The organism is Leisingera aquaemixtae, from assembly GCF_001458395.1.
GTDB lineage: Bacteria > Pseudomonadota > Alphaproteobacteria > Rhodobacterales > Rhodobacteraceae > Leisingera > Leisingera aquaemixtae.
On sequence record NZ_CYSR01000022.1, the window covers coordinates 93,848 to 115,855 of the forward strand.

25 protein-coding genes are annotated in these 22,008 nt (G+C 64.4%); 19 read left to right on the forward strand and 6 right to left on the reverse strand.

Annotated elements, in window-relative coordinates:
- Positions 1 to 8 precede the first annotated feature (8 nt).
- Positions 9 to 386 (reverse strand): winged helix-turn-helix transcriptional regulator, encoded by a 378-nt coding sequence (locus PHA8399_RS11215; RefSeq protein WP_058286237.1) that lies wholly within the window; start codon positions 384 to 386, stop codon positions 9 to 11.
- Between the two features lie 125 nt (positions 387 to 511).
- Here PHA8399_RS11215 and PHA8399_RS11220 point away from each other — a divergent pair, with 125 nt between their 5' ends.
- From PHA8399_RS11220 to trpB, 8 genes are all read left to right on the forward strand, one after another.
- A complete protein-coding gene (locus PHA8399_RS11220; protein WP_058286238.1) occupies positions 512 to 1,153 on the forward strand; it encodes an NAD(P)H-dependent oxidoreductase in 642 nt (213 codons plus the stop codon).
- Positions 1,154 to 1,400: 247 nt separating this feature from the next.
- On the forward strand, positions 1,401 to 1,835 hold the full coding sequence (locus tag PHA8399_RS11225) for a hypothetical protein (protein WP_244270205.1): 435 nt from the start codon (positions 1,401 to 1,403) through the stop codon (positions 1,833 to 1,835).
- A gap of 288 nt (positions 1,836 to 2,123) precedes the next feature.
- Positions 2,124 to 3,803: a 30S ribosomal protein S1 gene (gene rpsA / locus PHA8399_RS11230; protein ID WP_058286240.1), complete on the forward strand. Its 1,680-nt coding sequence runs from the start codon at positions 2,124 to 2,126 to the stop codon at positions 3,801 to 3,803.
- Positions 3,804 to 4,004: 201 nt separating this feature from the next.
- Positions 4,005 to 5,237 carry a class I SAM-dependent methyltransferase gene (locus PHA8399_RS11235; RefSeq protein WP_058286241.1) on the forward strand — a complete coding sequence of 411 codons (1,233 nt, stop codon included), beginning with the start codon at positions 4,005 to 4,007 and terminating at the stop codon, positions 5,235 to 5,237.
- Between the two features lie 244 nt (positions 5,238 to 5,481).
- Positions 5,482 to 5,766: an integration host factor subunit beta gene (gene ihfB / locus PHA8399_RS11240; protein WP_008557618.1), complete on the forward strand. Its 285-nt coding sequence runs from the start codon at positions 5,482 to 5,484 to the stop codon at positions 5,764 to 5,766.
- Positions 5,766 to 6,116, forward strand: coding sequence for a V-type proton ATPase subunit G (locus PHA8399_RS11245; RefSeq protein WP_008555367.1), 351 nt, complete (start codon positions 5,766 to 5,768; stop codon positions 6,114 to 6,116). The genes ihfB and PHA8399_RS11245 overlap by 1 nt, the downstream gene beginning before the upstream one ends.
- Before the next feature lie 7 nt (positions 6,117 to 6,123).
- Complete coding sequence (locus PHA8399_RS11250) at positions 6,124 to 6,768, forward strand: phosphoribosylanthranilate isomerase (RefSeq protein WP_058286242.1); 645 nt, start codon at positions 6,124 to 6,126, stop codon at positions 6,766 to 6,768.
- A gap of 503 nt (positions 6,769 to 7,271) precedes the next feature.
- Positions 7,272 to 8,531, forward strand: a complete 1,260-nt coding sequence (gene trpB / locus PHA8399_RS11255; protein ID WP_058286243.1) for a tryptophan synthase subunit beta — start codon at positions 7,272 to 7,274, stop codon at positions 8,529 to 8,531.
- Positions 8,532 to 8,600: 69 nt separating this feature from the next.
- Here the strand turns inward: trpB and PHA8399_RS11260 are convergent, their stop codons facing one another.
- The 3 genes from PHA8399_RS11260 to ychF all read right to left on the reverse strand — a co-directional run bounded on the left by PHA8399_RS11260 (position 8,601) and on the right by ychF (position 10,621).
- Positions 8,601 to 8,945: a lysozyme inhibitor LprI family protein gene (locus PHA8399_RS11260; RefSeq protein WP_058286244.1), complete on the reverse strand. Its 345-nt coding sequence runs from the start codon at positions 8,943 to 8,945 to the stop codon at positions 8,601 to 8,603.
- Between the two features lie 26 nt (positions 8,946 to 8,971).
- Complete coding sequence (locus PHA8399_RS11265) at positions 8,972 to 9,349, reverse strand: DUF2237 family protein (protein ID WP_058286245.1); 378 nt, start codon at positions 9,347 to 9,349, stop codon at positions 8,972 to 8,974.
- Positions 9,350 to 9,523: 174 nt separating this feature from the next.
- A complete protein-coding gene (gene ychF / locus PHA8399_RS11270; protein ID WP_058286246.1) occupies positions 9,524 to 10,621 on the reverse strand; it encodes a redox-regulated ATPase YchF in 1,098 nt (365 codons plus the stop codon).
- Between the two features lie 206 nt (positions 10,622 to 10,827).
- Here ychF and PHA8399_RS11275 point away from each other — a divergent pair, with 206 nt between their 5' ends.
- From PHA8399_RS11275 to PHA8399_RS11310, 8 genes are all read left to right on the forward strand, one after another.
- Complete coding sequence (locus tag PHA8399_RS11275) at positions 10,828 to 11,325, forward strand: acyloxyacyl hydrolase (protein ID WP_058286247.1); 498 nt, start codon at positions 10,828 to 10,830, stop codon at positions 11,323 to 11,325.
- 105 nt (positions 11,326 to 11,430) lie between these two features.
- A complete protein-coding gene (trpA, locus tag PHA8399_RS11280; protein ID WP_058286248.1) occupies positions 11,431 to 12,222 on the forward strand; it encodes a tryptophan synthase subunit alpha in 792 nt (263 codons plus the stop codon).
- Between the two features lie 251 nt (positions 12,223 to 12,473).
- A complete protein-coding gene (locus PHA8399_RS11285) occupies positions 12,474 to 13,640 on the forward strand; it encodes an alpha-hydroxy acid oxidase (RefSeq protein ID WP_058286249.1) in 1,167 nt (388 codons plus the stop codon).
- 97 nt (positions 13,641 to 13,737) lie between these two features.
- The gene (locus PHA8399_RS11290) at positions 13,738 to 15,480 is read left to right on the forward strand and encodes a di-heme-cytochrome C peroxidase (RefSeq protein ID WP_058286250.1); all 1,743 of its coding nucleotides are present in this window, start codon (positions 13,738 to 13,740) and stop codon (positions 15,478 to 15,480) included.
- 147 nt (positions 15,481 to 15,627) lie between these two features.
- Positions 15,628 to 16,257: a 50S ribosomal protein L25/general stress protein Ctc gene (locus PHA8399_RS11295; protein ID WP_058286251.1), complete on the forward strand. Its 630-nt coding sequence runs from the start codon at positions 15,628 to 15,630 to the stop codon at positions 16,255 to 16,257.
- A gap of 145 nt (positions 16,258 to 16,402) precedes the next feature.
- Complete coding sequence (locus PHA8399_RS11300) at positions 16,403 to 17,644, forward strand: NAD(P)/FAD-dependent oxidoreductase (protein WP_058286252.1); 1,242 nt, start codon at positions 16,403 to 16,405, stop codon at positions 17,642 to 17,644.
- Positions 17,645 to 17,719: 75 nt separating this feature from the next.
- Positions 17,720 to 18,403, forward strand: coding sequence for an aminoacyl-tRNA hydrolase (gene pth, locus PHA8399_RS11305; protein ID WP_058286253.1), 684 nt, complete (start codon positions 17,720 to 17,722; stop codon positions 18,401 to 18,403).
- Positions 18,404 to 18,419: 16 nt separating this feature from the next.
- A complete protein-coding gene (locus PHA8399_RS11310; RefSeq protein ID WP_058286254.1) occupies positions 18,420 to 19,340 on the forward strand; it encodes a nucleoside hydrolase in 921 nt (306 codons plus the stop codon).
- Positions 19,341 to 19,405: 65 nt separating this feature from the next.
- On the opposite strand, the gene PHA8399_RS11315 is transcribed toward PHA8399_RS11310, so the two are convergent.
- On the reverse strand, positions 19,406 to 19,729 hold the full coding sequence (locus PHA8399_RS11315; protein WP_058286255.1) for a hypothetical protein: 324 nt from the start codon (positions 19,727 to 19,729) through the stop codon (positions 19,406 to 19,408).
- Positions 19,730 to 20,021: 292 nt separating this feature from the next.
- Here PHA8399_RS11315 and PHA8399_RS11320 point away from each other — a divergent pair, with 292 nt between their 5' ends.
- On the forward strand, positions 20,022 to 20,366 hold the full coding sequence (locus PHA8399_RS11320) for a helix-turn-helix domain-containing protein (RefSeq protein ID WP_058286413.1): 345 nt from the start codon (positions 20,022 to 20,024) through the stop codon (positions 20,364 to 20,366).
- Here the strand turns inward: PHA8399_RS11320 and PHA8399_RS22560 are convergent.
- The gene (locus PHA8399_RS22560) at positions 20,328 to 20,489 is read right to left on the reverse strand and encodes a hypothetical protein (protein WP_158509262.1); all 162 of its coding nucleotides are present in this window, start codon (positions 20,487 to 20,489) and stop codon (positions 20,328 to 20,330) included. The genes PHA8399_RS11320 and PHA8399_RS22560 overlap by 39 nt on opposite strands.
- Before the next feature lie 74 nt (positions 20,490 to 20,563).
- Between PHA8399_RS22560 and PHA8399_RS11325 the strand changes: the two genes are divergently transcribed.
- Positions 20,564 to 21,199, forward strand: a complete 636-nt coding sequence (locus PHA8399_RS11325) for a helix-turn-helix transcriptional regulator (RefSeq protein WP_082649529.1) — start codon at positions 20,564 to 20,566, stop codon at positions 21,197 to 21,199.
- A gap of 61 nt (positions 21,200 to 21,260) precedes the next feature.
- Entirely contained in the window at positions 21,261 to 21,926 is a 666-nt protein-coding gene (locus PHA8399_RS11330; RefSeq protein WP_058286256.1) for an acyl-homoserine-lactone synthase, read from the forward strand.
- Positions 21,927 to 22,008: the final 82 nt, after the last annotated feature.

Consider the following 22,008-nt stretch of genomic DNA (forward strand, 5'->3'; position numbering starts at 1 on the left):
CTGCCGTCTCAGGCGGATTTCTTCTCCGCCTCTGCCGTGGCGTCAAACTCCGCCCGCGCGGCATCGATCACCGGCAGATGCTCCAGCGCCCACAGCCCCAGCGCCCGGACCGGCTCGCGGAACGACTCGCCCAAGGGCGTCAGCGCGTATTCCACCTTGGGCGGGATCGTCGGGTGATAGGTGCGGCTGACCAGCCCGTCGCGTTCCAGCTCGCGCAGGGTCAGGCTCAGCATCCGCTGGGAAATCCCCAGATGCCGCTTCAGCTCATTGAAGCGCAGCACCCCGTACTGCGCCAGCGAGATCACGATCAGCACGCTCCAGCGGTCGCCGACCCGCGACAGCACCTCGTTGATGCGCCCGCACTCCGGGCATTGCCCTTCTGCCATGGTGGTTCCTTCCGTGTGACCGGGGCTAAAAATTGTGCCTTCTTGTGCCCCTTCCGGTACCGCTTATATAGCCGGTTACAAATTTATACCACCCTTCCCGCAAGGCCACCGAAAGGACCGGACGCATGAGCAAGAGCACCCTGATCGAGAAGCTGAACTGGCGTTACGCCACCAAGAAGATGGACCCCTCCAAGGCGGTTCCGCAGGAGAAGATCGACCAGATCATCGAGGCGATCCGCATGGCGCCGACCTCCTCCGGCACCCAGCCGTTTGAGGTGTTCGTGATCACCAATCCTGAGATCCGCGCGCAGATCCGCCCGCACGCCTGGGACCAGGCGCAGATCACCGACGGCTCGCACCTGCTGGTCTTTGCCGCCTGGGACAACTACTCCGAAGACCGCATCGACGCGGTGACCCGCCAGATGACCGATGAGCGCGGCGAGATTCCGATGCTGAACCAGTATTACGCGAACCTCAAGGCGACCTACCTGCCGCGCGAGGCGCGCACCAACCACGACCACGCCGCCCGCCAGGCCTATATCGCGCTGGGCTTTGCCCTGGCCGCCGCCGCGGAGCTTGAGGTGGACAGCACCCCGATGGAAGGTTTCACGCCCGAGAAGATCGACGAAATCCTCGGCCTCAAGGACAAGGGCCTGCGCTCTGTCCTGCTGCTGCCGCTGGGCTACCGCCAGGAGGACGGCGACTGGCTCTTGCCGATGAAGAAGGTCCGCAAGTCCCGCGATACCATCGTGACCGAAATCGCCTGAGAGGGCTGATCCCCGGCGGCGGGCGGCTTTTGCCGCGCCCGCTACCGGTTTCTCCGCAGGTAAATTTCGCCTGCGGAGACTATTCATGCATTCCATCTGCATTATACTGGCCTGCAGGCACCCTTTCGGCCTCCGGCATATCCGCTGGGCTTGGGGCTGTCAGTTAGTTTTGCAAGGGGTGCCAGTTTCCATGTTTACCGCTGATTTTTCTGCGAGTGATCTGGATCCCGCTTTGAAACCCGTTCTTATGCTTTGGCAGAACGCCTCGGAGGCGGGCGCGTTCCCGCGGCTCGCTGAACTGAGCCTGCCGTATGTCAGCACGACGACCAATATCCTGGCGGTCTTTGAAATCGAGCGGACCGGGAGCGGCGAGCTGTCTGATTTCAAAGCGCTTTATGTGCGCAGCAAGATCATTAATACCCTAAGCACCAAAGTCGCCGGCACCCGCCTGTCTGAACGCCCGGGCTTTGGCCCCGGGTCCATGATCTGGACCTGCTTTGCCGAAGTGGCCGCCAACCCCCGGCCGCTGCTGGTCTCGCTGCCCTATGTCGGCCCGCTGCCGGAATACCGCAGCTCCACCGAAATCATGCTCCCCCTGCGGGGAGAGGGCGCGTCGGTCGACTATGTGATGACGGGCGTCGTGCTGCTGGAGCAGGAATACCGGCGCCCGGACCGGGCCTGAAGCGGCCCCGGCGCCCGAACGGCTGGGCAGGGGCTGCACAAATGCCGTCTCCGCCTTGCCCAAAAGGGCTTTTCCCTTGCGCAACTCCGGGAATCCGCCTATACGCGCGCTGTCAATACAAGGGCGGCCAACGTCCGGGTGGCATATCTGAGCAGGGCTGAGGAACACCTCGGCCCTTTGTGTTTGTTTGATCAGATGTGCTCCGGACCACGTTCTGTAGGGCTAACCAAGACCGGCGGAGACAACCGCCCGGCCAGAAAACCGTTAGTAAAGGAAACCTGAGACCTCATGGCTCAAAACGCATCGATGGAGGAATTCGAAGCCCTCCTGAACGAAAGCTTCGAAATGGACACCCCGGACGAAGGTTCGGTTGTCAAAGGCAAAGTGCTGGCAATCGAAGCCGGCCAGGCCATCATCGACGTCGGCTACAAGATGGAAGGCCGCGTTGATCTGAAAGAATTCGCAAACCCCGGCGAAGCTGCTGAAATCGCTGTCGGCAACGAAGTGGAAGTCTTCCTGCGCTCGGCAGAAAACGCCCGTGGCGAAGCTGTCATCTCCCGCGAGATGGCCCGCCGCGAAGAAGCCTGGGACCGCCTGGAAAAAGCATACGCAGACGATCAGCGCGTCGAAGGCGCGATCTTCGGCCGCGTCAAGGGCGGCTTCACTGTCGACCTGGGCGGCGCTGTTGCCTTCCTGCCCGGCTCGCAGGTTGACGTCCGCCCCGTGCGCGACGCCGGCCCGCTGATGGGTCTGAAGCAGCCGTTCCAGATCCTGAAGATGGACCGCCGCCGCGGCAACATCGTGGTTTCGCGCCGTGCGATCCTCGAAGAGTCCCGCGCCGAGCAGCGCGCCGAAGTCATCGGCAACCTGTCCGAAGGCCAGGCAGTGGACGGCGTCGTCAAGAACATCACCGAATACGGTGCGTTTGTTGACCTGGGCGGCGTTGACGGCCTGCTGCACGTCACCGACATGGCATGGCGCCGTGTGAACCACCCCTCCGAGATCCTGTCGATCGGCGAAACCGTCAAGGTTCAGGTCATCAAGATCAACAAAGAGACCCACCGTATTTCCCTCGGCATGAAGCAGCTGCAGGAAGATCCGTGGGATCTGGTTGGCGCCAAGTACCCGCTGAACTCCGTTCACAAGGGCCGCGTCACCAACATCACCGATTACGGTGCATTTGTTGAGCTGGAGCCGGGCGTCGAAGGCCTGGTTCACGTCTCCGAAATGTCCTGGACCAAGAAAAACGTCCACCCGGGCAAGATCGTCTCCACTTCTCAGGAAGTCGACGTCATGGTTCTGGAAATCGACGGTGCCAAGCGCCGCGTGTCCCTGGGCCTCAAGCAGACCATGCGCAACCCGTGGGAAGTCTTTGCCGAGACTCACCCGGAAGGCACCCAGGTCGAAGGCGAAGTCAAGAACATCACCGAATTCGGCCTGTTCATTGGCCTCGACGGCGACATCGACGGCATGGTTCACCTGTCCGACCTGTCCTGGGACGAGCGCGGTGAAGACGCGATCCAGAACTACCGCAAAGGCGACGTGGTTCAGGCCGTGGTCTCCGAAGTGGACGTCGACAAAGAGCGTATCTCGCTGTCGATCAAAGCTCTGGGCGGCGACAAGTTCGCCGAAGCGGTTGGCGGCGTGAAGCGCGGCTCGATCGTGACCGTGGAAGTGACCGCAATCGAAGAAGGCGGCATCGAAGTGGAATACGAAGGCATGAAGTCCTTCATCCGCCGCTCCGACTTGGCCCGCGACCGTGCCGACCAGCGCCCCGAGCGTTTCTCGGTTGGCGACAAGGTCGACGTGCGCGTCACCAACGTCGATTCCAAGACCCGCCGCCTGGGCCTGTCCATCAAGGCGCGCGAGATCGCGGAAGAGAAAGAAGCAGTGGAACAGTATGGCTCCTCGGATTCCGGCGCATCGCTGGGCGACATCCTGGGCGCCGCACTGAAGTCGGGCGACTAAGACCCGGCCTCACGGCTCTGAACTGGAAAGCCCCGCAGGCGACTGCGGGGCTTTTTCTGTTCCGGCTCCTGGCGGCCCGGCCAAAACTGTCCTGGCGCGGCCTGTGCCGCCCCGGCCCCGGCCTTCCCTTCATCATTTGTTAGAGGCGCATGATGAATATGCAAACCAATGGCATTTGCTTTAAATCGGGAAGACTAAAAGTTGACGAAAAGACACTCGGCTGACCCTGCGCAGGATTTTCACGGCGCAGGCGCCCCGCACGCTGACACACTGGTCCAGCGCGCAAAATCCGAACCTCTGGACGATGGCGGCCTGCGGACCTCGCAGATCCTTGACGACGCCCTTACGCTGGACCCCCGCCACCACGAGGCACAGGTGCTGCAGGAGCGGCTGCACCAGATGTTCGTGCCCCGCTGGCATTTCCCGATGCTTGCCGACACCGCGCGCAACCGCGCCTACGCCGAGGCCATCGCCGCCAAGGTGCGGCCCGGGGATGTGGTTCTGGATATCGGCTGCGGTGCCGGCCTGACGGCCATGCTGGCGGCCCGGGCCGGCGCGAAACATGTGTACACCTGCGAACAGCAGCCGCTGATCGCCCAGGCCGCAACCCGTGTGATCTCGGACAACGGTCTCAGCGACCGGATCACCGTGATCCCGAAATGGTCGCACGACATCGCCGTGGGCACGGATATTCCCGAACGGGCGGATGTTGTGATCTCGGAAATCGTCGACACCGTCCTGCTGGGCGAGGGCGCGCTTGCGACGCTCACCCACGCGATGTCCGCGCTGGCCAAGCCAGACGCGCGTGCGGTTCCGGAATGGGGAACGCTGAAGGCGCAGCTCGTGGAAAGCAGCGGCCTGCTGGACCAGTGGCGCCCGCAGGCGGCGGAAGGCTTCGACCTGAGCGCCTTTCACCGCTTTGCCCGCGTTGCGCAGCTGACGCCGGGCGAATTCGCGGCCTGCGGCCTGCGGCCTCTGGGCCCGGCGGCAGAGCTGTTCCGGTTTGATTTCACCAATCCGGACCTCACCCCCGCACGCACCGCAACGGACCTCATGTGCGCTGCCGCGGGCACCGTTCATGCGGTCCTTGTCAGTTTCGAAATGCAGCTGGCGCCCGGCATCCGGGTGTCAAACGGAATGGACTCCGGCGGCCACTGGGGGCGCACGGCCTTCCTGCTGGACCAAGCGCAGGCCGCAGCGCCGGGGGACCGCCTGGCGGTCACCGCGCAGCATGACACCTCGCATCTGAGCGTTGCCGCAAACGGCCCGCTTATCCCCGCCGGGGAGGCTGCGGCCGCCACCGTGTGGCTGAACCCGGCGTGGCGCCTGCGCCCGCCGCTCCGGGAAGGCGGCGACCGGTCCGCCCCGCCCTCCGCGGCCTGGCGTCCTGCGGACGCCGCGGGCGCCGGCCATCAGGGCCAGCCCTGCCACTAGCGCCGCTGCCGGGCGGCCTGAGGGGCGCGAATCAACCGGGACCGCCGCGGCATCCGGACCACGGATGCCGCGATGCAGCGCCGGGCGGCGGCGCCCGATCCGGGCCCGGCAGGCTGGAAAGCGGGTGAACTCTTGCCAGTTTTCCCGTCCTGCATGCGTCATTTTGTTCCCCCGCGATGGAATTTTTCCTATACTCTCAGAACAATAGCCAAAACATCACGGCATCCTGGGAGGAAAACAGATCATGATCCGCTCTGAGTTGATTCAGAAGATTGCAGACGAAAACCCGCACCTGTATCAGCGGGATGTGGAGAGGATCGTGAACACGGTGTTTGAGGAAGTGACCAACGCGATGGCCCGGGGCGACCGGGTGGAGCTGCGCGGTTTCGGTGCTTTCTCGGTCAAGAAACGGGACTCGCGGGTCGGCCGCAATCCCCGCACCGGTGAAACCGTCCATGTCGAGGAAAAACATGTGCCGTTCTTCAAGACGGGTAAACTCTTGAGGGACCGCCTGAACGGGAAAGCCTGATGCGTTACATTCGCTATGCGGTTCTGGGATCTCTGGCCATCGTGCTGGTGTCGGTGTGCCTTGCCAACCGGAGTTTTGTTGAGCTCAAACTGATGCCCGAGGCGCTGGGTGAGCTGTTCGGCTTCAACCCGGGCATTTCGCTGCCGCTTTTTGCGGTGGTTCTCGGCGGGGTCGGCGCCGGGCTGGTGCTTGGCTTCCTGTGGGAATGGATCCGCGAGCACAAGCACCGCCGCGAAGCGGCCGAAAAGGCCCGCGAAGCCCGCAAGCTGAACCGCGAAGTGAAGCGGCTGAAAAAGCAGAAGAACGAAGGCAAGGACGAAGTCCTGGCGCTCCTCGAAGACGCAGGCTGAGCCGGTCATGACGGACATCCGGGTCAAGATCTGCGGGCTCAGCACCCCGCAGGATGTGGCCGCCGTTGCCGCGGCGGGCGCTGCCTATGCAGGGTTTGTCTTCTTTGCGAAGTCGCCCCGCAACGTCAGCATCGAACAGGCCGCCGCGCTGGCGGTCGAAGCGCCCGTTGGCCTCTGCAAGGTGGCGCTGACGGTGAATGCCGGCGACGCCGAACTGGACGCCATCACCCGCGCCGTGCCGCTCGACATGCTGCAGCTTCACGGGCGCGAAACCCCGGAGCGGGTGGCCGAAGTGCGCAGCCGCTACGGCCTGCCGGTGATGAAGGCGGTGGGCATTGCCGATGCCGGGGACCTGCCGCAGATCGCGCTTTACGAACAGGTGGCAGACCAGCTCCTGATCGACGCCAAGCCGCCGAAGGAGGCAGAGCTGCCCGGCGGCAACGGCCTTGCCTTTGACTGGCGGCTGCTGGCCGGGCGCAAATACTGGCAGAAACCCTGGATGCTGGCCGGCGGCCTGACGCCTGAAAACGTGGCCGAGGCGATCCGCATGACCGGCGCCCGGCAGGTCGATGTCTCCTCCGGCGTCGAAAGCGCCCCCGGCGAAAAAGATGCGGGCCTGATCGAAGCCTTCACCCGCGCCGCCCGCGGCTGAGGGCAGCGCACCGCCGCGGGCGGCGCGGAGGCTGCCGGGGCGGATTTTGAGTATTTGGGGAAAGATGAAACACCGCGCCCGCGCTTTTATCTTTCCATCAATACTCACTGCGCCGCCGCTGCCCCGCAGCGCACCGTTCAGGGTGTTGCGCCCCCTGCGGACGCCGTCCTCACCGGATCTTAGGCGTCAGATGCCATAGTCCCCCTGATCGCGGTCACCGCCGGGCCTGACACCCCCGGCACCTTGGAACAGGGCCCTTTGGCAAGGGCACGCAGAGACAACGTTCAGCGTGCGGGAGAAACCCTCCCGTCCCGCCTCCGCCCTTTGGCGGCGCCGCCATCCTTATCCGTCCGCACTTCAGGACAGGCAGCCGGCACAGCAGAACAGGAACACATCGGCAGGGCAGGGGCCCTGGCCGGATGCGCCCGCTTGCGCAATCTCCCTTTACCAAGGCGCGGCTGCGCTATAGTCATGGCGGGCGCTGCGAAAGTGAGGGAAGAACCATGGCCGACGATCTTTTCAACAGCTTCATGAACGGTCCGGACGAACAGGGCCGCTTTGGCATCTTCGGCGGGCGTTTCGTCTCGGAAACCCTGATGCCGCTGATCCTGAGCCTTGAGGAAGAATACAACAAGGCCAAGGATGATCCCTCCTTCTGGGCCGAGATGGACAATCTGTGGAAACACTATGTCGGACGTCCCAGCCCGCTGTACCATGCCGAGCGCCTGAGCGCTGAGCTGGGCGGCGCCAAGATCTATATGAAGCGCGACGAGCTGAACCACACCGGCGCGCATAAGGTGAACAACGTGCTGGGCCAGATCCTGCTGGCGCGGCGCATGGGCAAGACCCGGATCATCGCCGAAACCGGCGCGGGCCAGCACGGGGTCGCCACCGCCACCGTCTGCGCCAAGTTCGGGCTGAAGTGCATCGTCTACATGGGCGCGCACGACGTGAAGCGCCAGGCGCCGAACGTGTTCCGCATGCGCCTGCTGGGGGCTGAGGTGATCCCGGTGACCTCTGGCCGCGGCACGCTGAAGGACGCGATGAACGACGCGCTGCGCGACTGGGTGACCAATGTGCGCGACACCTTCTATTGCATCGGCACCGCGGCCGGCCCGCACCCCTATCCGGCGATGGTGCGCGATTTCCAGTCGATCATCGGCAAGGAAGTCCGCTGGCAGCTGGCCGAGCAGGAAGGCGAAGGCCGCCTGCCGGACACCGTGATCGCCGCAATCGGCGGCGGCTCCAACGCCATCGGCCTGTTCTACCCGTTCCTGGACGACCCTTCGGTGAACATCATCGGGGTTGAGGCCGGCGGCAAGGGCGTCGATGACCGGATGCAGCATTGCGCGTCCCTCACGGGCGGCCGCCCCGGCGTGCTGCACGGCAACCGCACGTATCTGCTGCAGGACGAGGACGGCCAGATCCAGGAAGGCTTCTCGATCTCCGCGGGCCTGGATTACCCGGGCATCGGGCCGGAGCATTCCTGGCTGCATGACACCGGGCGCGCGCAGTATGTGTCGATCACCGACAAGGAAGCGCTGGAGGCGTTCCAGCTCAGCTGCCGCACCGAAGGCATCATCCCGGCGCTGGAGCCCTCCCATGCGCTGGCCCATGTGACCAAGATCGCGCCGGACCTGCCCAAGGACCACATCATCGTGATGAACATGTGCGGCCGCGGCGACAAGGACGTCTTCACCGTCGCCAAGCACCTGGGCTTTGACATGTCCGACACCGAAGAAGGGCGCACCTTCGAGGAATAAGGCAGGCGTCCTACCGCCTCTGCTTCACGCAAAAGGCCCCGGGATTTCCGGGGCCTTTCTTGTGCCGGGCTACTGCAGTGCCCGCAGCACCTGATTGCGCCGCAGGGTCTCCTGCTCCATGCAATCCCAATAGAACATCGGCGCCGCGCTGCCGCCGGAGGCCTGCTCCGGCTCGCAAGTGGCGTCGCGCCGTTTCAGCCAGGCGCGCTGCTCTGCCAGCAGCGCCTGTCCGGTGCCGCGGGCATCGGCGGCCGGCTTCACCTGGCTCCACAGCCGGTTCAGCTCCCTGTCGGCGATCTCCCATTTCTCCATCGCGCAGAAATTGGCGTCGATTTGGGTCTGGCCGTTGCAATGGGGCTGGGCGGTTGCCGCAGCGGGGCTGAGTGCGGCGAGAAGGGCCAGTAAGCGCAGCATGGGCAGTCTCCTTCGCTGGGGGCGGATCAGGCCGGATCGGCGGCGTAGCTTTTCAGAATGCTCAGCGGCACGATGTCCAGTGCCCGCATGTGGGTTGCCTCAAGATTTACCTGGGGCGCGCAGCCCTCGTCCGCGGCCTGCAGGAAGCGGGCGGCACACAGGCACCAGCAGTCGCCGGGCTGCAGGCCCGCAAAGCCGAACTCCGGCCGCGGCGTGGACAGGTCGTTGCCGACATATTTGCTGAAGGCCAGAAACTCCGCCGTGGTCACCACGCAGACGGTGTGGCTGCCGTGATCCTCGGCACAGGTGTTGCAATGGCCGTCGCGGAAAAAGCCGGTCACCGGGGCAGTGGAACAAGGCGCCAGCGGGCTGCCCAGTACGTTGATGCTCTCTTCTTTTTCCATGGGTGACCCGCCCTCGCTGCATGCACAAGTAACTGTAGCGCGTTTGCGCCGCCCGTCCCGGGATTTCCGGCGGCAGCGGTCGCGCTCCTGCAGCCTTGCCGCAGGCGGGCGCGAAAAGCAAACCGCCCGCCAGCGGGGCTGACGGGCGGCTGACAATCCAGCGGACGCTGCAGATCAGGTGTTGAACAGGAAGTGCAGCACGTCGCCGTCCTTGACGACATAGCTTTTGCCTTCGGCGCGCATCTTGCCGGCTTCCTTGGCGCCCTGTTCGCCGCCCATGGCGACAAAGTCGTCATAGGCGATGGTTTCGGCCCGGATAAAGCCCTTCTCGAAGTCGCCGTGGATAACGCCCGCCGCCTGCGGCGCGGCAGTGCCCTGGCGGATGGTCCAGGCGCGCGCTTCCTTGGGGCCGACTGTGAAGTAGGTTTCCAGGTGCAAAAGGTCGTAGCCTGCGCGGATCAGCCGGTCGAGACCGGCTTCGCTGAGGCCCATCTCCTCCAGGAACATCTGGGCCTCTTCCGGGTCCAACTGGCTGATCTCTTCCTCGATCTGGGCAGAGATGATCACGTGGGCATTGCCCTGCGCCGCGGCCATCTCGGCCACCTTGGCGGAATGGGCGTTGCCCTCGACCGATTCCGACTCGCCCACGTTGCAGACATAGAGCACCGGTTTGGTGGTCAAGAGCTGCAGCATCTTCCAGGCCTTGGCGTCCTCGGCGTCGACCTCGACCAGGCGGGCGGGCTTGCCGTCTTCCAGCATCGCCTGGGCGGCGGCCAGCAGGCGGTCCTGCTGCTGGGCCTCCTTGTCGTTGCCCTTCAGCTTGCGCACCAGGTTGGCGCGGCGCTTCTCGATGCTTTCCAGATCGGCCAGCATCAGCTCGGTCTCGATCACCTCGGCGTCGGCCACCGGATCGACGCGGCCGTCCACATGGGTCACGTCGCCGTCTTCAAAGCAGCGCAGCACATGGGCAATGGCATCTGTTTCGCGGATGTTGGCCAGGAACTGGTTGCCCAGGCCCTCGCCCTTCGACGCACCCTTCACCAGGCCCGCAATATCGACAAAGGTCATCCGGGTCGGGATGATCTGTTTCGACTTGGCGATCTCCGCCAGCTTGTCCAGCCGTGCGTCCGGCACCGCAACCTCGCCCACGTTGGGCTCGATGGTGCAGAACGGAAAGTTGGCCGCCTGCGCCGAGGCGGTTTTGGTCAGCGCGTTGAACAGCGTCGACTTGCCCACGTTGGGCAGGCCGACGATTCCCATTTTAAAGCCCATTTCGGCCTCCTGATGCCATTTGGGAGCTGCTTCTAGGCAGCATTGGCCGGGCGCGCAAGCCAAGTATGGCTGGCAAAAGCGCCACAATCGGCTTCTGTGCGGCTCTGCACAGCAAGCCCTCATATTGCTTTTTCGTGAGGTGGCTTGGAAAACCACTGCAATAAAATATCTTTAAGCAAAATAAATAATTCTGCGAGGGGCTCGAAATGAAACAGACAGCTTTGCTGGCGGCAGCGTTGTCGGCTGCCATGGTCTTGCCCGCGGCTGCCCAGGAGGTGACGCTGGGGCTGGGGTATTCCGACTATCACCGGGATGCGGCGGAAGACGGCGCAATGTTCGCAGTGGACTACCTGCATGCGCCGTTCCACGAGCGCGGGCGGCTGTCGGCGCGCTTCGGCGCCGCGCTGGAGGTGCAGGAGACCGGCGAAGTGTTTGCCGGCGTCGGCATCAGCGGCGTGTTTGATCTGAACAATGACTGGTTCATCGAGTCCAGCTTGATGCCCGGCGCCTACCACGAAAGCTCCGATGCCAACGACCTGGGCTCTGCCTTTGAAATCCGCACCCTGGTGGCGGTGGGCAAGCGGTTCCAGAACGGCAAGGCGGTATCGCTGGCGTTCAGCCACAAATCCAACGCCTCGACCGCGGATGATAACCCCGGCGTGAACTCGGTGACGCTGCGCTGGCACATTCCACTGGGCGGCTGAGCCGGGGCCTTCTTGCGGGCCGCACGGGCCGGCACACGGCGCGGGATTGATTTCCCGCGCAACATTCGGCACACCGGAGCGGAAACCTGAAAGCAAGGCCCGCCCATGACCCGCATTGATGCCAAATTCGCCGAATTGAACGCCGCCGGAAAGAAAGCCTTTGTCACCTATGTGATGGCAGGGGATCCGGACTACGAGACCTCTCTGGAGATGGTGAAGGGGCTGCCGGGCGCGGGCGTGGACATCATCGAGCTGGGCCTGCCGTTCACCGATCCGATGGCCGACGGCCCGACCATTCAGCTGGCCGGGCAGCGCGCGCTGGACAGCGGCATGACGCTGGAGAAGACGCTGCAGCTGGCAGCCGACTTCCGCAAGGGCGACGACACCACCCCGATCGTGCTGATGGGCTATTACAACCCGATTTATAACCGCGGCGTGGACAAGTTCCTGGAGGACGCCAAGGCCGCGGGCATCGACGGGCTGATCGTGGTGGACCTGCCGCCGGAAGAGGACGAAGAGCTGTGCATCCCGGCGCAGAAGGCGGGGCTGAACTTCATCCGCCTGGCGACCCCGACCACTGACGACGCGCGCCTGCCCAAGGTGCTGCAGAACACCTCCGGTTTTGTCTATTACGTCTCGATCACCGGCATCACCGGCGCCGCTGAGGCCGAGGCCGGCGACGTCGGCCCCGAGGTCGCGCGCATCAAGGCGGCGACTGATCTGCCGATCATCGTGGGCTTTGGCATCAACACGCCGGAGAAGGCGCAGAACATCGCCTCGATCTCTGACGGCGCGGTGGTGGGCAGTGCCATCGTCAGCCAGATCGGCGCAGGCAAGTCCCCGGAGGAAGTGCTGGCGTTCGTGAAGTCGCTTGCGGACGGCGCGCATAAGGGCTGAGGGTCCAGGCGAATAAGACACCTAGGGCAGCGCCCGAGCCTGGGTGGGTGCGAAGCGCCCTCCCGTGGGGAGGGTCGGGCGCTGCCCGGCGGTGCCGCCGGGCGGTCCAGATGCGAGATGCGCCAATAGTTGAACAAACCGCGCCCTTTGGCGCGGTTTTTGCGTCTCAAGGGGTGCGGCAAAGGCGGCGTTGCTTTTGTTGGGCTGGATTGGTAAGAAAACTTTACCAAACGAAAGCGGGAGACAGTCCGGTGCCGGTGATCACCAATATCAACGACCTGAAGCGCATCTATGAACGCCGCGTGCCGCGGATGTTCTATGACTATGCCGAAAGCGGCAGCTGGACCGAACAGACCTTCCGCGAGAACACCTCTGATTTCGAGAAGATCCGCCTGCGCCAGCGGGTGGCGGTGGATATGTCCGGGCGGACAACCGCCAGCCGGATGATCGGCCAGGATGTGGCGATGCCGGTGGCGCTGGCCCCGGTGGGGCTGACGGGGATGCAGCACGCCGATGGCGAGATCAAGGCGGCGAAAGCGGCCGAGGACTTCGGGGTGCCGTTCACGCTCTCCACCATGTCGATCAACTCGATCGAGGAGGTGGCGGAGGCGACCTCCAAACCGTTTTGGTTCCAGCTTTATACCATGAAGGACGAGGACTATATCCGCCGCCTGATCCAGCGCGCCAAGGATGCCGGATGCTCCGCCCTGGTGATCACGCTGGATTTGCAGATCCTCGGCCAGCGCCACAAGGATCTGAAGAACGGACTGTCGGCGCCGCCCAAACTGACGCCCAGGACCATTGCCAATCTGATGACCAAATGGGCCTGGGGTATCGAGATGCTGGGCGCCAAGCGGCGCAACTTCGGCAATATCGTGGGCCATGTGCACGGCGTCTCCGACACCTCGCAGTTGGGCGTCTGGACAGCAGAGCAGTTCGACCCGGCGCTGGACTGGGGCAAGGTCGAAAAGCTGATGGAGATGTGGGGCGGCAAGGTGATCCTGAAGGGGATCCTCGACGCGGAGGACGCGCGCATGGCGGCCAAGCTGGGGGCCGATGCCATCGTGGTCTCCAACCATGGCGGGCGGCAGCTGGACGGCGCGCTGAGCTCGATCCGGATGCTGCCGGAGATCATGGATGCGGTCGGCAATGACGTCGAGGTGCATCTGGACAGCGGCATCCGCTCCGGCCAGGACGTGCTGAAGGCGCTGGCGCTGGGGGCCAAGGGCACCATGATCGGGCGCGCCTTTGTCTACGGCCTGGGCGCGATGGGCCAAAAGGGCGTCACCGCGGCGCTGGAGGTGATCCGCAAGGAACTGGACACCACCATGGCGCTGTGCGGCGAACGCTCGGTCGAGGGGCTGGGGCGCCACAACCTGCTGATCCCGGAGGACTTTGGCGGCCGCTGGCAACCGTGAAGCCAGCACAATAAAGACAAACGAACGGAGATTTCCCTGTCCAAGCCTCCCGCAGAAGCGCAACCATGGGTTGTTAATTTTGTATCCGGAGGATTTGATGAGGACGTTGATAGCAACCTGCGCGATTGGCGCGGCAGCCATGGCCGCGCCGGCAGCGGCGCAGACGGTTTATGTCAATCAGGGCAGCGATTGGACGCCCAGCCTGCGCCAGCAGTTCTACACCCAGGACCAGGGCGCCCGCATCATGCCGCTTGGCTGGATGCGGGCGCTGGCCCTGCCGGACGGCGAGGCATTCCTGCACGATGCGCTGGCGCGTTATGGCTACCTGCCGATGACCGGGCGGCAGGAGGCGGACCTTCCTGCGGGCTTCACCACCAATGGCAGCGGCGCGGATATGGCGGTGGGCATGCCCTGTCCCGCCTGCCACACCCGCCAGATCGAAGTCAGCGGCACCGCCTACAGGATCGACGGCGGCCCCGGCATCGTCGATTTCCAGAGCTTCCTGAAGGATCTGGACGATGCGGTGCTGGCCGTGCTGGCAGAGGATGCGGCGTTTGACGCCTTTGCGGACAAGGTGCTGGGCAGCGGTGCTTCGGAGTCCGAACGCAACGCGCTGAAGGCAGAAGTGGAGGTCTGGAGCAACCGCTTCCACACCCTGATCAGCCGCTCGCTGCCGGACCCGGCCTGGGGGCCTGCGCGGCTGGATGCGGTGTCGATGATCTTCAACCGGCTGGCGGGGCTGGATCTCGGCGACCCGGCGGACGACCATCTGATTCCGGAAAACATCGCGGTGGCCGATGCGCCCACCCGCTACCCGTTCCTGTGGAACGCGGCGCGGCAGGACTTCACCCAATGGCCTGGGTTCTCCGCCAACGGCAACGATCTGCTGGGGCTGTCGCGCAACCTGGGCGAGGTCTATGGCGTCTTTGCCGAATTCCATCCGCAGCCGCAGTCCGGGGTGCTGTTCAACCGGGACTACATCTCGCAGAACTCGGCCAACTGGGGCGGGCTGAAGGCGCTGGAGGAATGGATCTGGGACATCGGCGCGCCGCAGTGGCCGTGGGAGCTGGACCATGATCTGGCCGCCCAGGGCGAGGCGGTGTTCAACCGGACCGCGGCAGAGGGCGGCTGCGTGGCCTGCCATGGCAAGAAGAAAGGCAAGTTCCGCTCGATCTTCCACACCACCTGGGAGACGCCGATCCTGGATGCGGGCACCGACACGCGGGAATGCGGGGTGCTGACCCGCACGGTCAAGACCGGCGTGCTGGAGGGGGCGTCGATCCCGCTGACCGGCACCACGCTGGGCGCAGAGGCCAAGGCGTTCGACGTGCTGGCGGTGTCGGTGATCGGCGCCATCGTGCAGCATTCGCTGGGGGCCTTCGGTGAGGATTTTGTGGCGACCGCCAAGGCCGCAGAGGCGACGCCGGGCAACGAAGACGACCGCGATGCGCTCTCGGAGTTCGAAGACCTGCGCAAGGCCTTCCCGACGGGCGACAATGCAGGGATGCTCAAATCCGCGGCAGAGCCGGGCTGCAAATACGAGGCCCGGGTGCTGGACGGGATCTGGGCCGCGGCGCCTTATCTGCACAACGGGTCGGTGCCGACGCTGCGCGATCTGCTGACCGCGCCCGCAGACCGCCCAGCGTCCTTCAAGCCCGGCCCGGCCTACGATATCGAGGCGGTGGGCATGGCGGCGGAGCAGACCGCCTTTGACCAGGTGATCGAGACCACCGGCTGCGATCAGCTTGATTCGGGCAACAGCCGCTGCGGCCACGATTATGGCACCAGCCTGTCCGCGGCGGACAAAACGGCCTTGCTGGAGTATCTGAAGTCGATCTGAGTCCCTCGAAAAGCGGCCGCAGCCCTGTTTGCAAGGGCTGCGGCGGCAGGAAACCCCTTTCCAAAATGGCTGAACGGGTCTATAGGCACGGCTTCACGCGGGGTGACAGCCTTGGAGGCACCCCGGCAGACATATTGGAGAATTAAGATGGCAAAAGAGATTCCTGATCTCGTAGTCCAGGAACGTGCGGGGACAGGCAAGGGCGCCGCTCGCGCTGCGCGCCGCGCAGGCATGGTTCCGGGTGTGGTTTACGGTGGCGACGCAGAGCCGCTGGCAATCCAGGTTCCGTTCAACGAGCTGCTGAAAAAGCTGAAAGCCGGCCAGTTCAAGTCCACTCTGTGGAACCTGAAAGTGGAAGGCCACGACGACGTGCGCGTGATCTGCCGCGACGTTCAGCGCGACGTGGTGAAGGACCTGCCGACCCACCTCGACCTGATGCGCCTGCGCCGCACCTCGAAGATCAACCTGTACATCCCGGTTGAATTCATCAACGAAGACCAGGCCCCTGGCATCAAGAAGGGCGGCATGCTGAACGTGACCCGCCCCGAGGTTGAGCTGGTTGTGACCGCCGGTGATATCCCCGAGAAGCTGGTTGTCGACATGGCAGGCCTGAACATCGGCGACGTTGTCACCATCTCGTCGATCGAGCTGCCGAAAGGCACCAAGCCGACCATCGACCGCGACTTCGTGATTGCCAACATCGCATCGCCCGGCGGCCTGTCCTCTTCCGATGACGAGGAAGACGAAGAGGTCGAAGCGACCGAAGTCGAACAATAAGACCCGCGCCCGTCCGGGCAACGGTTTCGCGGGCTCCCATCCGGGGGCCCGTTTTCTTTTGCGCGGCGCGCGCTCCGCAAGTGATTGACTTTCCCCGGTACCGCTGCCCCAGTTCCGTCTGACAGAGAGCGGAGGGGAGCGGGGCATGGCCGATTACGATATTGCCGTTGCGGGCGCGGGCGCGGTCGGCATGAGCTGCGCACTGTGGGCGCAGATGCGCGGGCACCGGGTGCTGCTGGCGGATCCGAACCCGCCGGGATCGGGCGCCAGCTATGGCAATGCCTGCACGCTCGCGACCTATGCCTGCCTGCCGGTGAACGACCCGTCGGTGCTGACGGGACTGCCCGGCCTGATGTTCTCCAAGGACAGCCCGCTGTCGCTGTCTTATGCCCATGCGCTGCGCAATCCGCGCTGGATGCTGTCCTTTCTGGCCAATTGCCGCGCCGCGCCCTCGCGCCGGATCGCGGGGCATCTGGCGGATCTGCTGGCCCACGCCGATGCCGGGATCAATCCGCTGATCGAGGCGGCCGGCGCCCAGGATCTGGTGGTGGCGCGCGGCCAGCTGTCGGTGTGGTCCACCGCATCGGCGGCCCAAGCGGCCACCGCGGACCTGGAGCAGCGCCGCGCGCTGGGGGTGCCCTGGCGCGAGGTCGGTGCGGAGGAAGCGCTGGAGATGGAGCCGGGCTTGCGCCTGCCCGTCAAGCGCGCGGTGCATTTCCACGCCGCGCGGCACTTGCGCGACCCGCAGGAGCTGATCACCCGGATGCACCGGGCCTTCACCGAACTGGGCGGCACCACGCTGCGGGCGTCGGTGGAAGCGATCAGGACCTCCGACAACGGAGTGGAGCTGCTGGCGGACGGTCAAAGCCTGACGGCGGGGCGGGCGGTGATCGCCAGCGGGGCTTTCTCGAAACGCATCAAAGGGGCGGGCACGGACAAGCTGCCGCTGGGCACCGAGCGCGGCTATCACCTGATGTATGGAGGCGAGGCGCACAGGGTGACGCGGCCTGTGGGCTGGGGCGAGGCGGGATTTTACGCGGTGCCCCATGCCCAGGGCCTGCGCCTGACCGGCACGGTGGAGATTGCATCGCTGGATGCGCCTGCGAACCAGCGCCGGCTGGCCTATATCGCCCGCAAGGGGGCCGAGATGCTGGGGCCGCTGCCGGAGCCGGACAGCGAGTGGCTGGGCTTCCGCCCGACGCTGCCGGATTCGCTGCCGGTCATCGGGCCCAGCCCGCAATCGGACCGGCTGCTTTATGCCTTTGGCCATCAGCACATCGGACTGACCCTGAGCGGCATCACCGGGCGGCTGATCGCGGATCTGGCGGAAGGCCGCCAGCCCAATGTCGATCTGTCGCCATTTGCGGCGGACCGGGCCTTTGCCTGAGGGCGCCGGCCTCTGGATTCCGCGGCCCAAATAGGGCATCACTCGGTTTCCTTGAAACGCAAGCGGGCAGAACCCATGAAACTCTTTGTCGGCCTTGGCAATCCCGGCCCGAAGTATGAGCGCAACCGCCATAACATCGGCTTCATGGCGCTGGACCAGATCGCGTCGGATCATGGGTTCAGTCCCTGGAAATCCAAGTTCCAGGCGCTGATCAGCGAGGGGGTCTTGGGCGGTGTGAAGGTGCTGCTCTTGAAGCCGCAGACCTTCATGAACCTCTCCGGCCAATCGGTGGGTGAGGCGATGCGGTTTTACAAGCTGACGCCGGCTGATGTGGTGGTGCTGCATGACGAGCTGGACCTGGCGCCGGGCAAGGCGCGGATGAAACAGGGCGGCGGCCATGCCGGCCATAACGGCCTGCGCTCCATCCATTCGCACATCGGCGCCGACTACGCCCGGGTGCGGCTGGGGATCGGCCATCCGGGCCACAAGGACGCGGTCGCGGGCTATGTGCTGCGCGACTTCCCCAAGGCGGATGAGGGCTGGCTGGACGATCTGATGCGCGGCATCTCCGACGGTGCGGCAGAGCTGGCGAAGGGCGATGGCGGCAAGTTCATGAATGCAGTTGCCTTGAGGGTGGCGCCGCCGCGCAGCTCTACCACCAAGCCCAAGGCAGAGGCGAAGGCGGAGAATGCGGCCAGGGGGGAGACGGCGCCGGACACCCGCTCGCCGCTGGAAAAGCTGATGGACAAGTTCAAGTGAGCCAAGGGGCAGACAGATGGTGAAACTGATTATCGACACCGATCCGGGCATCGACGATGCGATGGCGATCTTCTATGCCGCCGCGGCGCCGGACATCGACCTCTTGGGGCTGACCACGATCTTCGGCAATGTGACCACGGCAACGGCCACCCGCAACGCGCTGCGCCTTCTGGAAGCGGCGGAACTGGATGTGCCGGTGGCCGCAGGCGCGACCGTGCCGCTGGTGCTGCCGCCGTTCAACCCCTCGTCGCATGTGCACGGGGACGAAGGCTTTGGCGACATTCCGGCGGCGGAGCCCAAGGGCAAACCGCTGGAGGAGGACGCCGCGGCGTTCCTGTGCCGCATGGCGCGCGAGCACAAGGGCGAGCTGGTAGTCTGTCCGATCGGCCCGCTGACCAATATCGCCCTGGCCATGCAGCGCGACCCGGAGTTCATCCAGAACGTCAAATCCATCGTGGTGATGGGCGGCTCGCTGGAGGAGGGCGGCAATATCACGCCGCACGCAGAGGCCAATATCTATCACGACCCGCACGCCGCGGACGTGGTCTGCCAGGGCGGGGCCAAGGTGGTGTTTGTGGGGCTGGACGTCACCCACCGCATTCTTTGCCTGGCCGAGGATTTCGAGGCCATCGCGGCCAGGTCGCCGGAGCTGGGCGGCATGCTGCAGGAGATGTCTTACTTCTACCTCAAGTTCTATCACGAGGTTGCGGGCAAGAACGGCTGCTCGCTGCATGACCCGGCGGCGGTGATCGCCTGCACCCATCCGGAGCTGTTCGGGATGCGCGATGTGCCGCTTGAGGTTTCCTGCGAGGGGGAGACCTCCGGTGCCACGCTGGCCGCGCCACAGAGCGGGCGCGACCCGGTGAAGGTCTGCATGACGGTGGACGCGGAGGCGGTGAAATCGCAGTTCCTGAAGCGGCTGGCGCTGCTGCCGTAACGGGGCGGCCGCACGTCCCGCCCGCTACCGCGCCGGGGCCGGGCGGGCGGCTCTGACGGCGGGGTCTAGGCGCCGTTGCCCTTGGGCGTGCCGGGCAGGGCGGCTTCGGCCGCCAGAAGCCTGCTGAGCGTTTCCAGCGAGCCGTCGGTCACCAGCGTTGCGATCAGGTCGGCGACCTGCGCCTGGGTTCTGCCGATGGCATCGGCGGCGGCGTCAAGCTCTTCCAGGTCCTGGCCGGCAGTGCTGCAGTTCTGGCGGTGCGCGCGCTCCAGCCCTTCGGAGGCCGCATCAAAGGCTTCGCGTGCCTGGGCATAGTCCTGGGCTGCCGCGATCACGGCCCGAATGCGTTCCGCCTGCGTTTCAGGAAGGGGCGCACTGCTGGCGTTCATGTGAAAAAACCTCCAAGCGTTATCAGCAAATGGCCGGGCAGCGTGCCGCGGCCGGCGGGGCCGGCAGCCGTCTTCAGGATGGCCGGGCCGTGCTGCCCGCTGCGCCGGGCATATGGGGTGCTGAATGTCATCGCGTCCTCCGGCGCTTCGGTGCGGTAGAAATATAGTTCTATCAGCGGGCAGGTGTAAATCGGAATCTGCCGCCCGCTTTTTAAATACCTGCTCTGGATGAGTGAAGTATAGATGTATAATTCTATTTGCAGGAACTATAGTTCCGTGTATGGTTCTGGGCATGACTAGACACGAAGATAAAACGCGACTCTCTGCGGATGAGGGGGTAGAGCTTTGGCGGCAGCGCCTGCGTCAGGCGCTGGACATCCGGGGGCTGGACTATGATGAGGTGTCCGAGGCGGCGGGCAACAACCCAGAATACGTCAGCAAGGTGCTGAATGGCCGCTTCAATCCCACCGTTGCCCGGATTATCCGGATTTGCGAGGTCGCAAATATCGATATGGCTTATCTGTTCTCAGATGAGCCGAATGCGGATGACCGCAGTGTTCTGGACAAGGCAGCGGATCTTACCGAAGACGACGCGAAACTAGTTAACCGGCTCATCAGCAGCGCCCGCGCGCGCTGATTCGATCCTTTCCACAATACGTTCAAACAGGCGGGTTCCTTGGCGGGGCTTTTCCTGGTTGGCCTTGGCGACCGTGCGCAGCAGCGCTTCCAGGGTCGCCGCGGTGATTTCCTCTTTTTGCATAGTCGAGTCCAGGCCTAAAATTTATCATTTGTGATAATCGCTTTTTGCGGTATCGTAACATTTGGTTGCATACTATGCGTGTGGATTACAATATGAGAAGTGATATTCGCGGCATTCTTTTAAGGTCGTTGGATAATATCTCGGAGAGCGGCTACTCCATTGGTGTGGGCTTTGACGGGGTCGAGCCGGTGTTTGTCCACAGCACCTATGCGCAGCGCTGGGTGGACCGCTATGTCGATCAGGCCTACCTGCTTGTGGACCCGACCATCCAGTTCGGGTTGAGCAGCACCGGCTGGGTGACCTGGAACGACCTGGAGCGGCTGTTTCCGTCTTCAAAAACCTTTTTCGAGGATGCCGCAAATTACGGGCTGGTTCACGGCAACACTTTGGCGATCAGCGCTGACGGGCGGGTCTCCGTTCTCAGCTGTTCCGGCCCCAAGTGGCGGGACGAGGAACTGCGGATTGCCCGTGCGGCCCTCTATGCCTTGCACGCTTTGGAGTATGAGCCGTCGCAGTCCATCACGCTCACGGCTCCCGTTAAGGATGTGCTGCGGATGATGTGCAATGGCTGTAAAGATCAGGAAATCGCGGAGAATTTGGGCGTCAAACTGGAAACGGTCAGGGCGCGGCGGCGGACGGCGATGCAAGCTTTGGACGCAAAAACAAGCGCTCAGCTTATATCACAAGTAATAAAATTCGGACTGATCTGACACTTCAGGATTTCAAACGGCTAAGACCCTTCGATCATGGCGCTGCAATAAGGAGAGCGTCATGCATCTACATATTTTTTCTTTCGAACAGCGGTCCGGTTTTAATGCGGCGTATCAGGGCTTTCTTGCCCTGCGCAAGCAGAAGCTGGTGGATGAACTGGGCTGGGGTCTGGACCACGACGGAACCTTCGAGCAGGACCAGTACGACCGGCCGGGGGCCGTCTATTCGATTGTCACGCAGGGCAGCCGGGTTGTCGCCGGGGCGCGGGCCGCGTCCTGCGGCGGCAGCGACGGCTATTGGAGCTACATGCTGAAGGATGCCAGGGACGGCAAGATCCAGGGCATCCCGGGCGGCCTGCTGAGCGCCTACCCGGAGACCGGGCGGACCTGGGAATGCACCCGCTTTGTCATGGATGAAACCCTGGCGGACACCGCGCAGCCGTCCATCGAGACCAAGCTGGTCGTCGCGGGCCTGTGCCAGGCGGCCTTCAGCCTTGGCGCCTCGGAAATGATGTCGCTGTCGCCGCGCAGCCTGGGGCTGCTGCTGAGGCGGTTCGGGTACTCCGTGCGCAGGGAGGCGGCCCGCTATATGTGCGAGGACGACGGGCGGGAGTACCGGTCGTTTCTGATGGCCTGCGACCCCGCGGTGAACCAGGATCTGGCCGCGTTCTATTTGTCGCCAGTCTCGCAATTCGGTCCGCTGCATGAGCTGCAAGGGGCAGCGTAACGGCATCATCCGGTTCAGGCCCCCGTCACGGGGGCCTGATCACCGCCCTGTCCTGCCTGCCCGCGCAGCCGGGGGGCAGGCA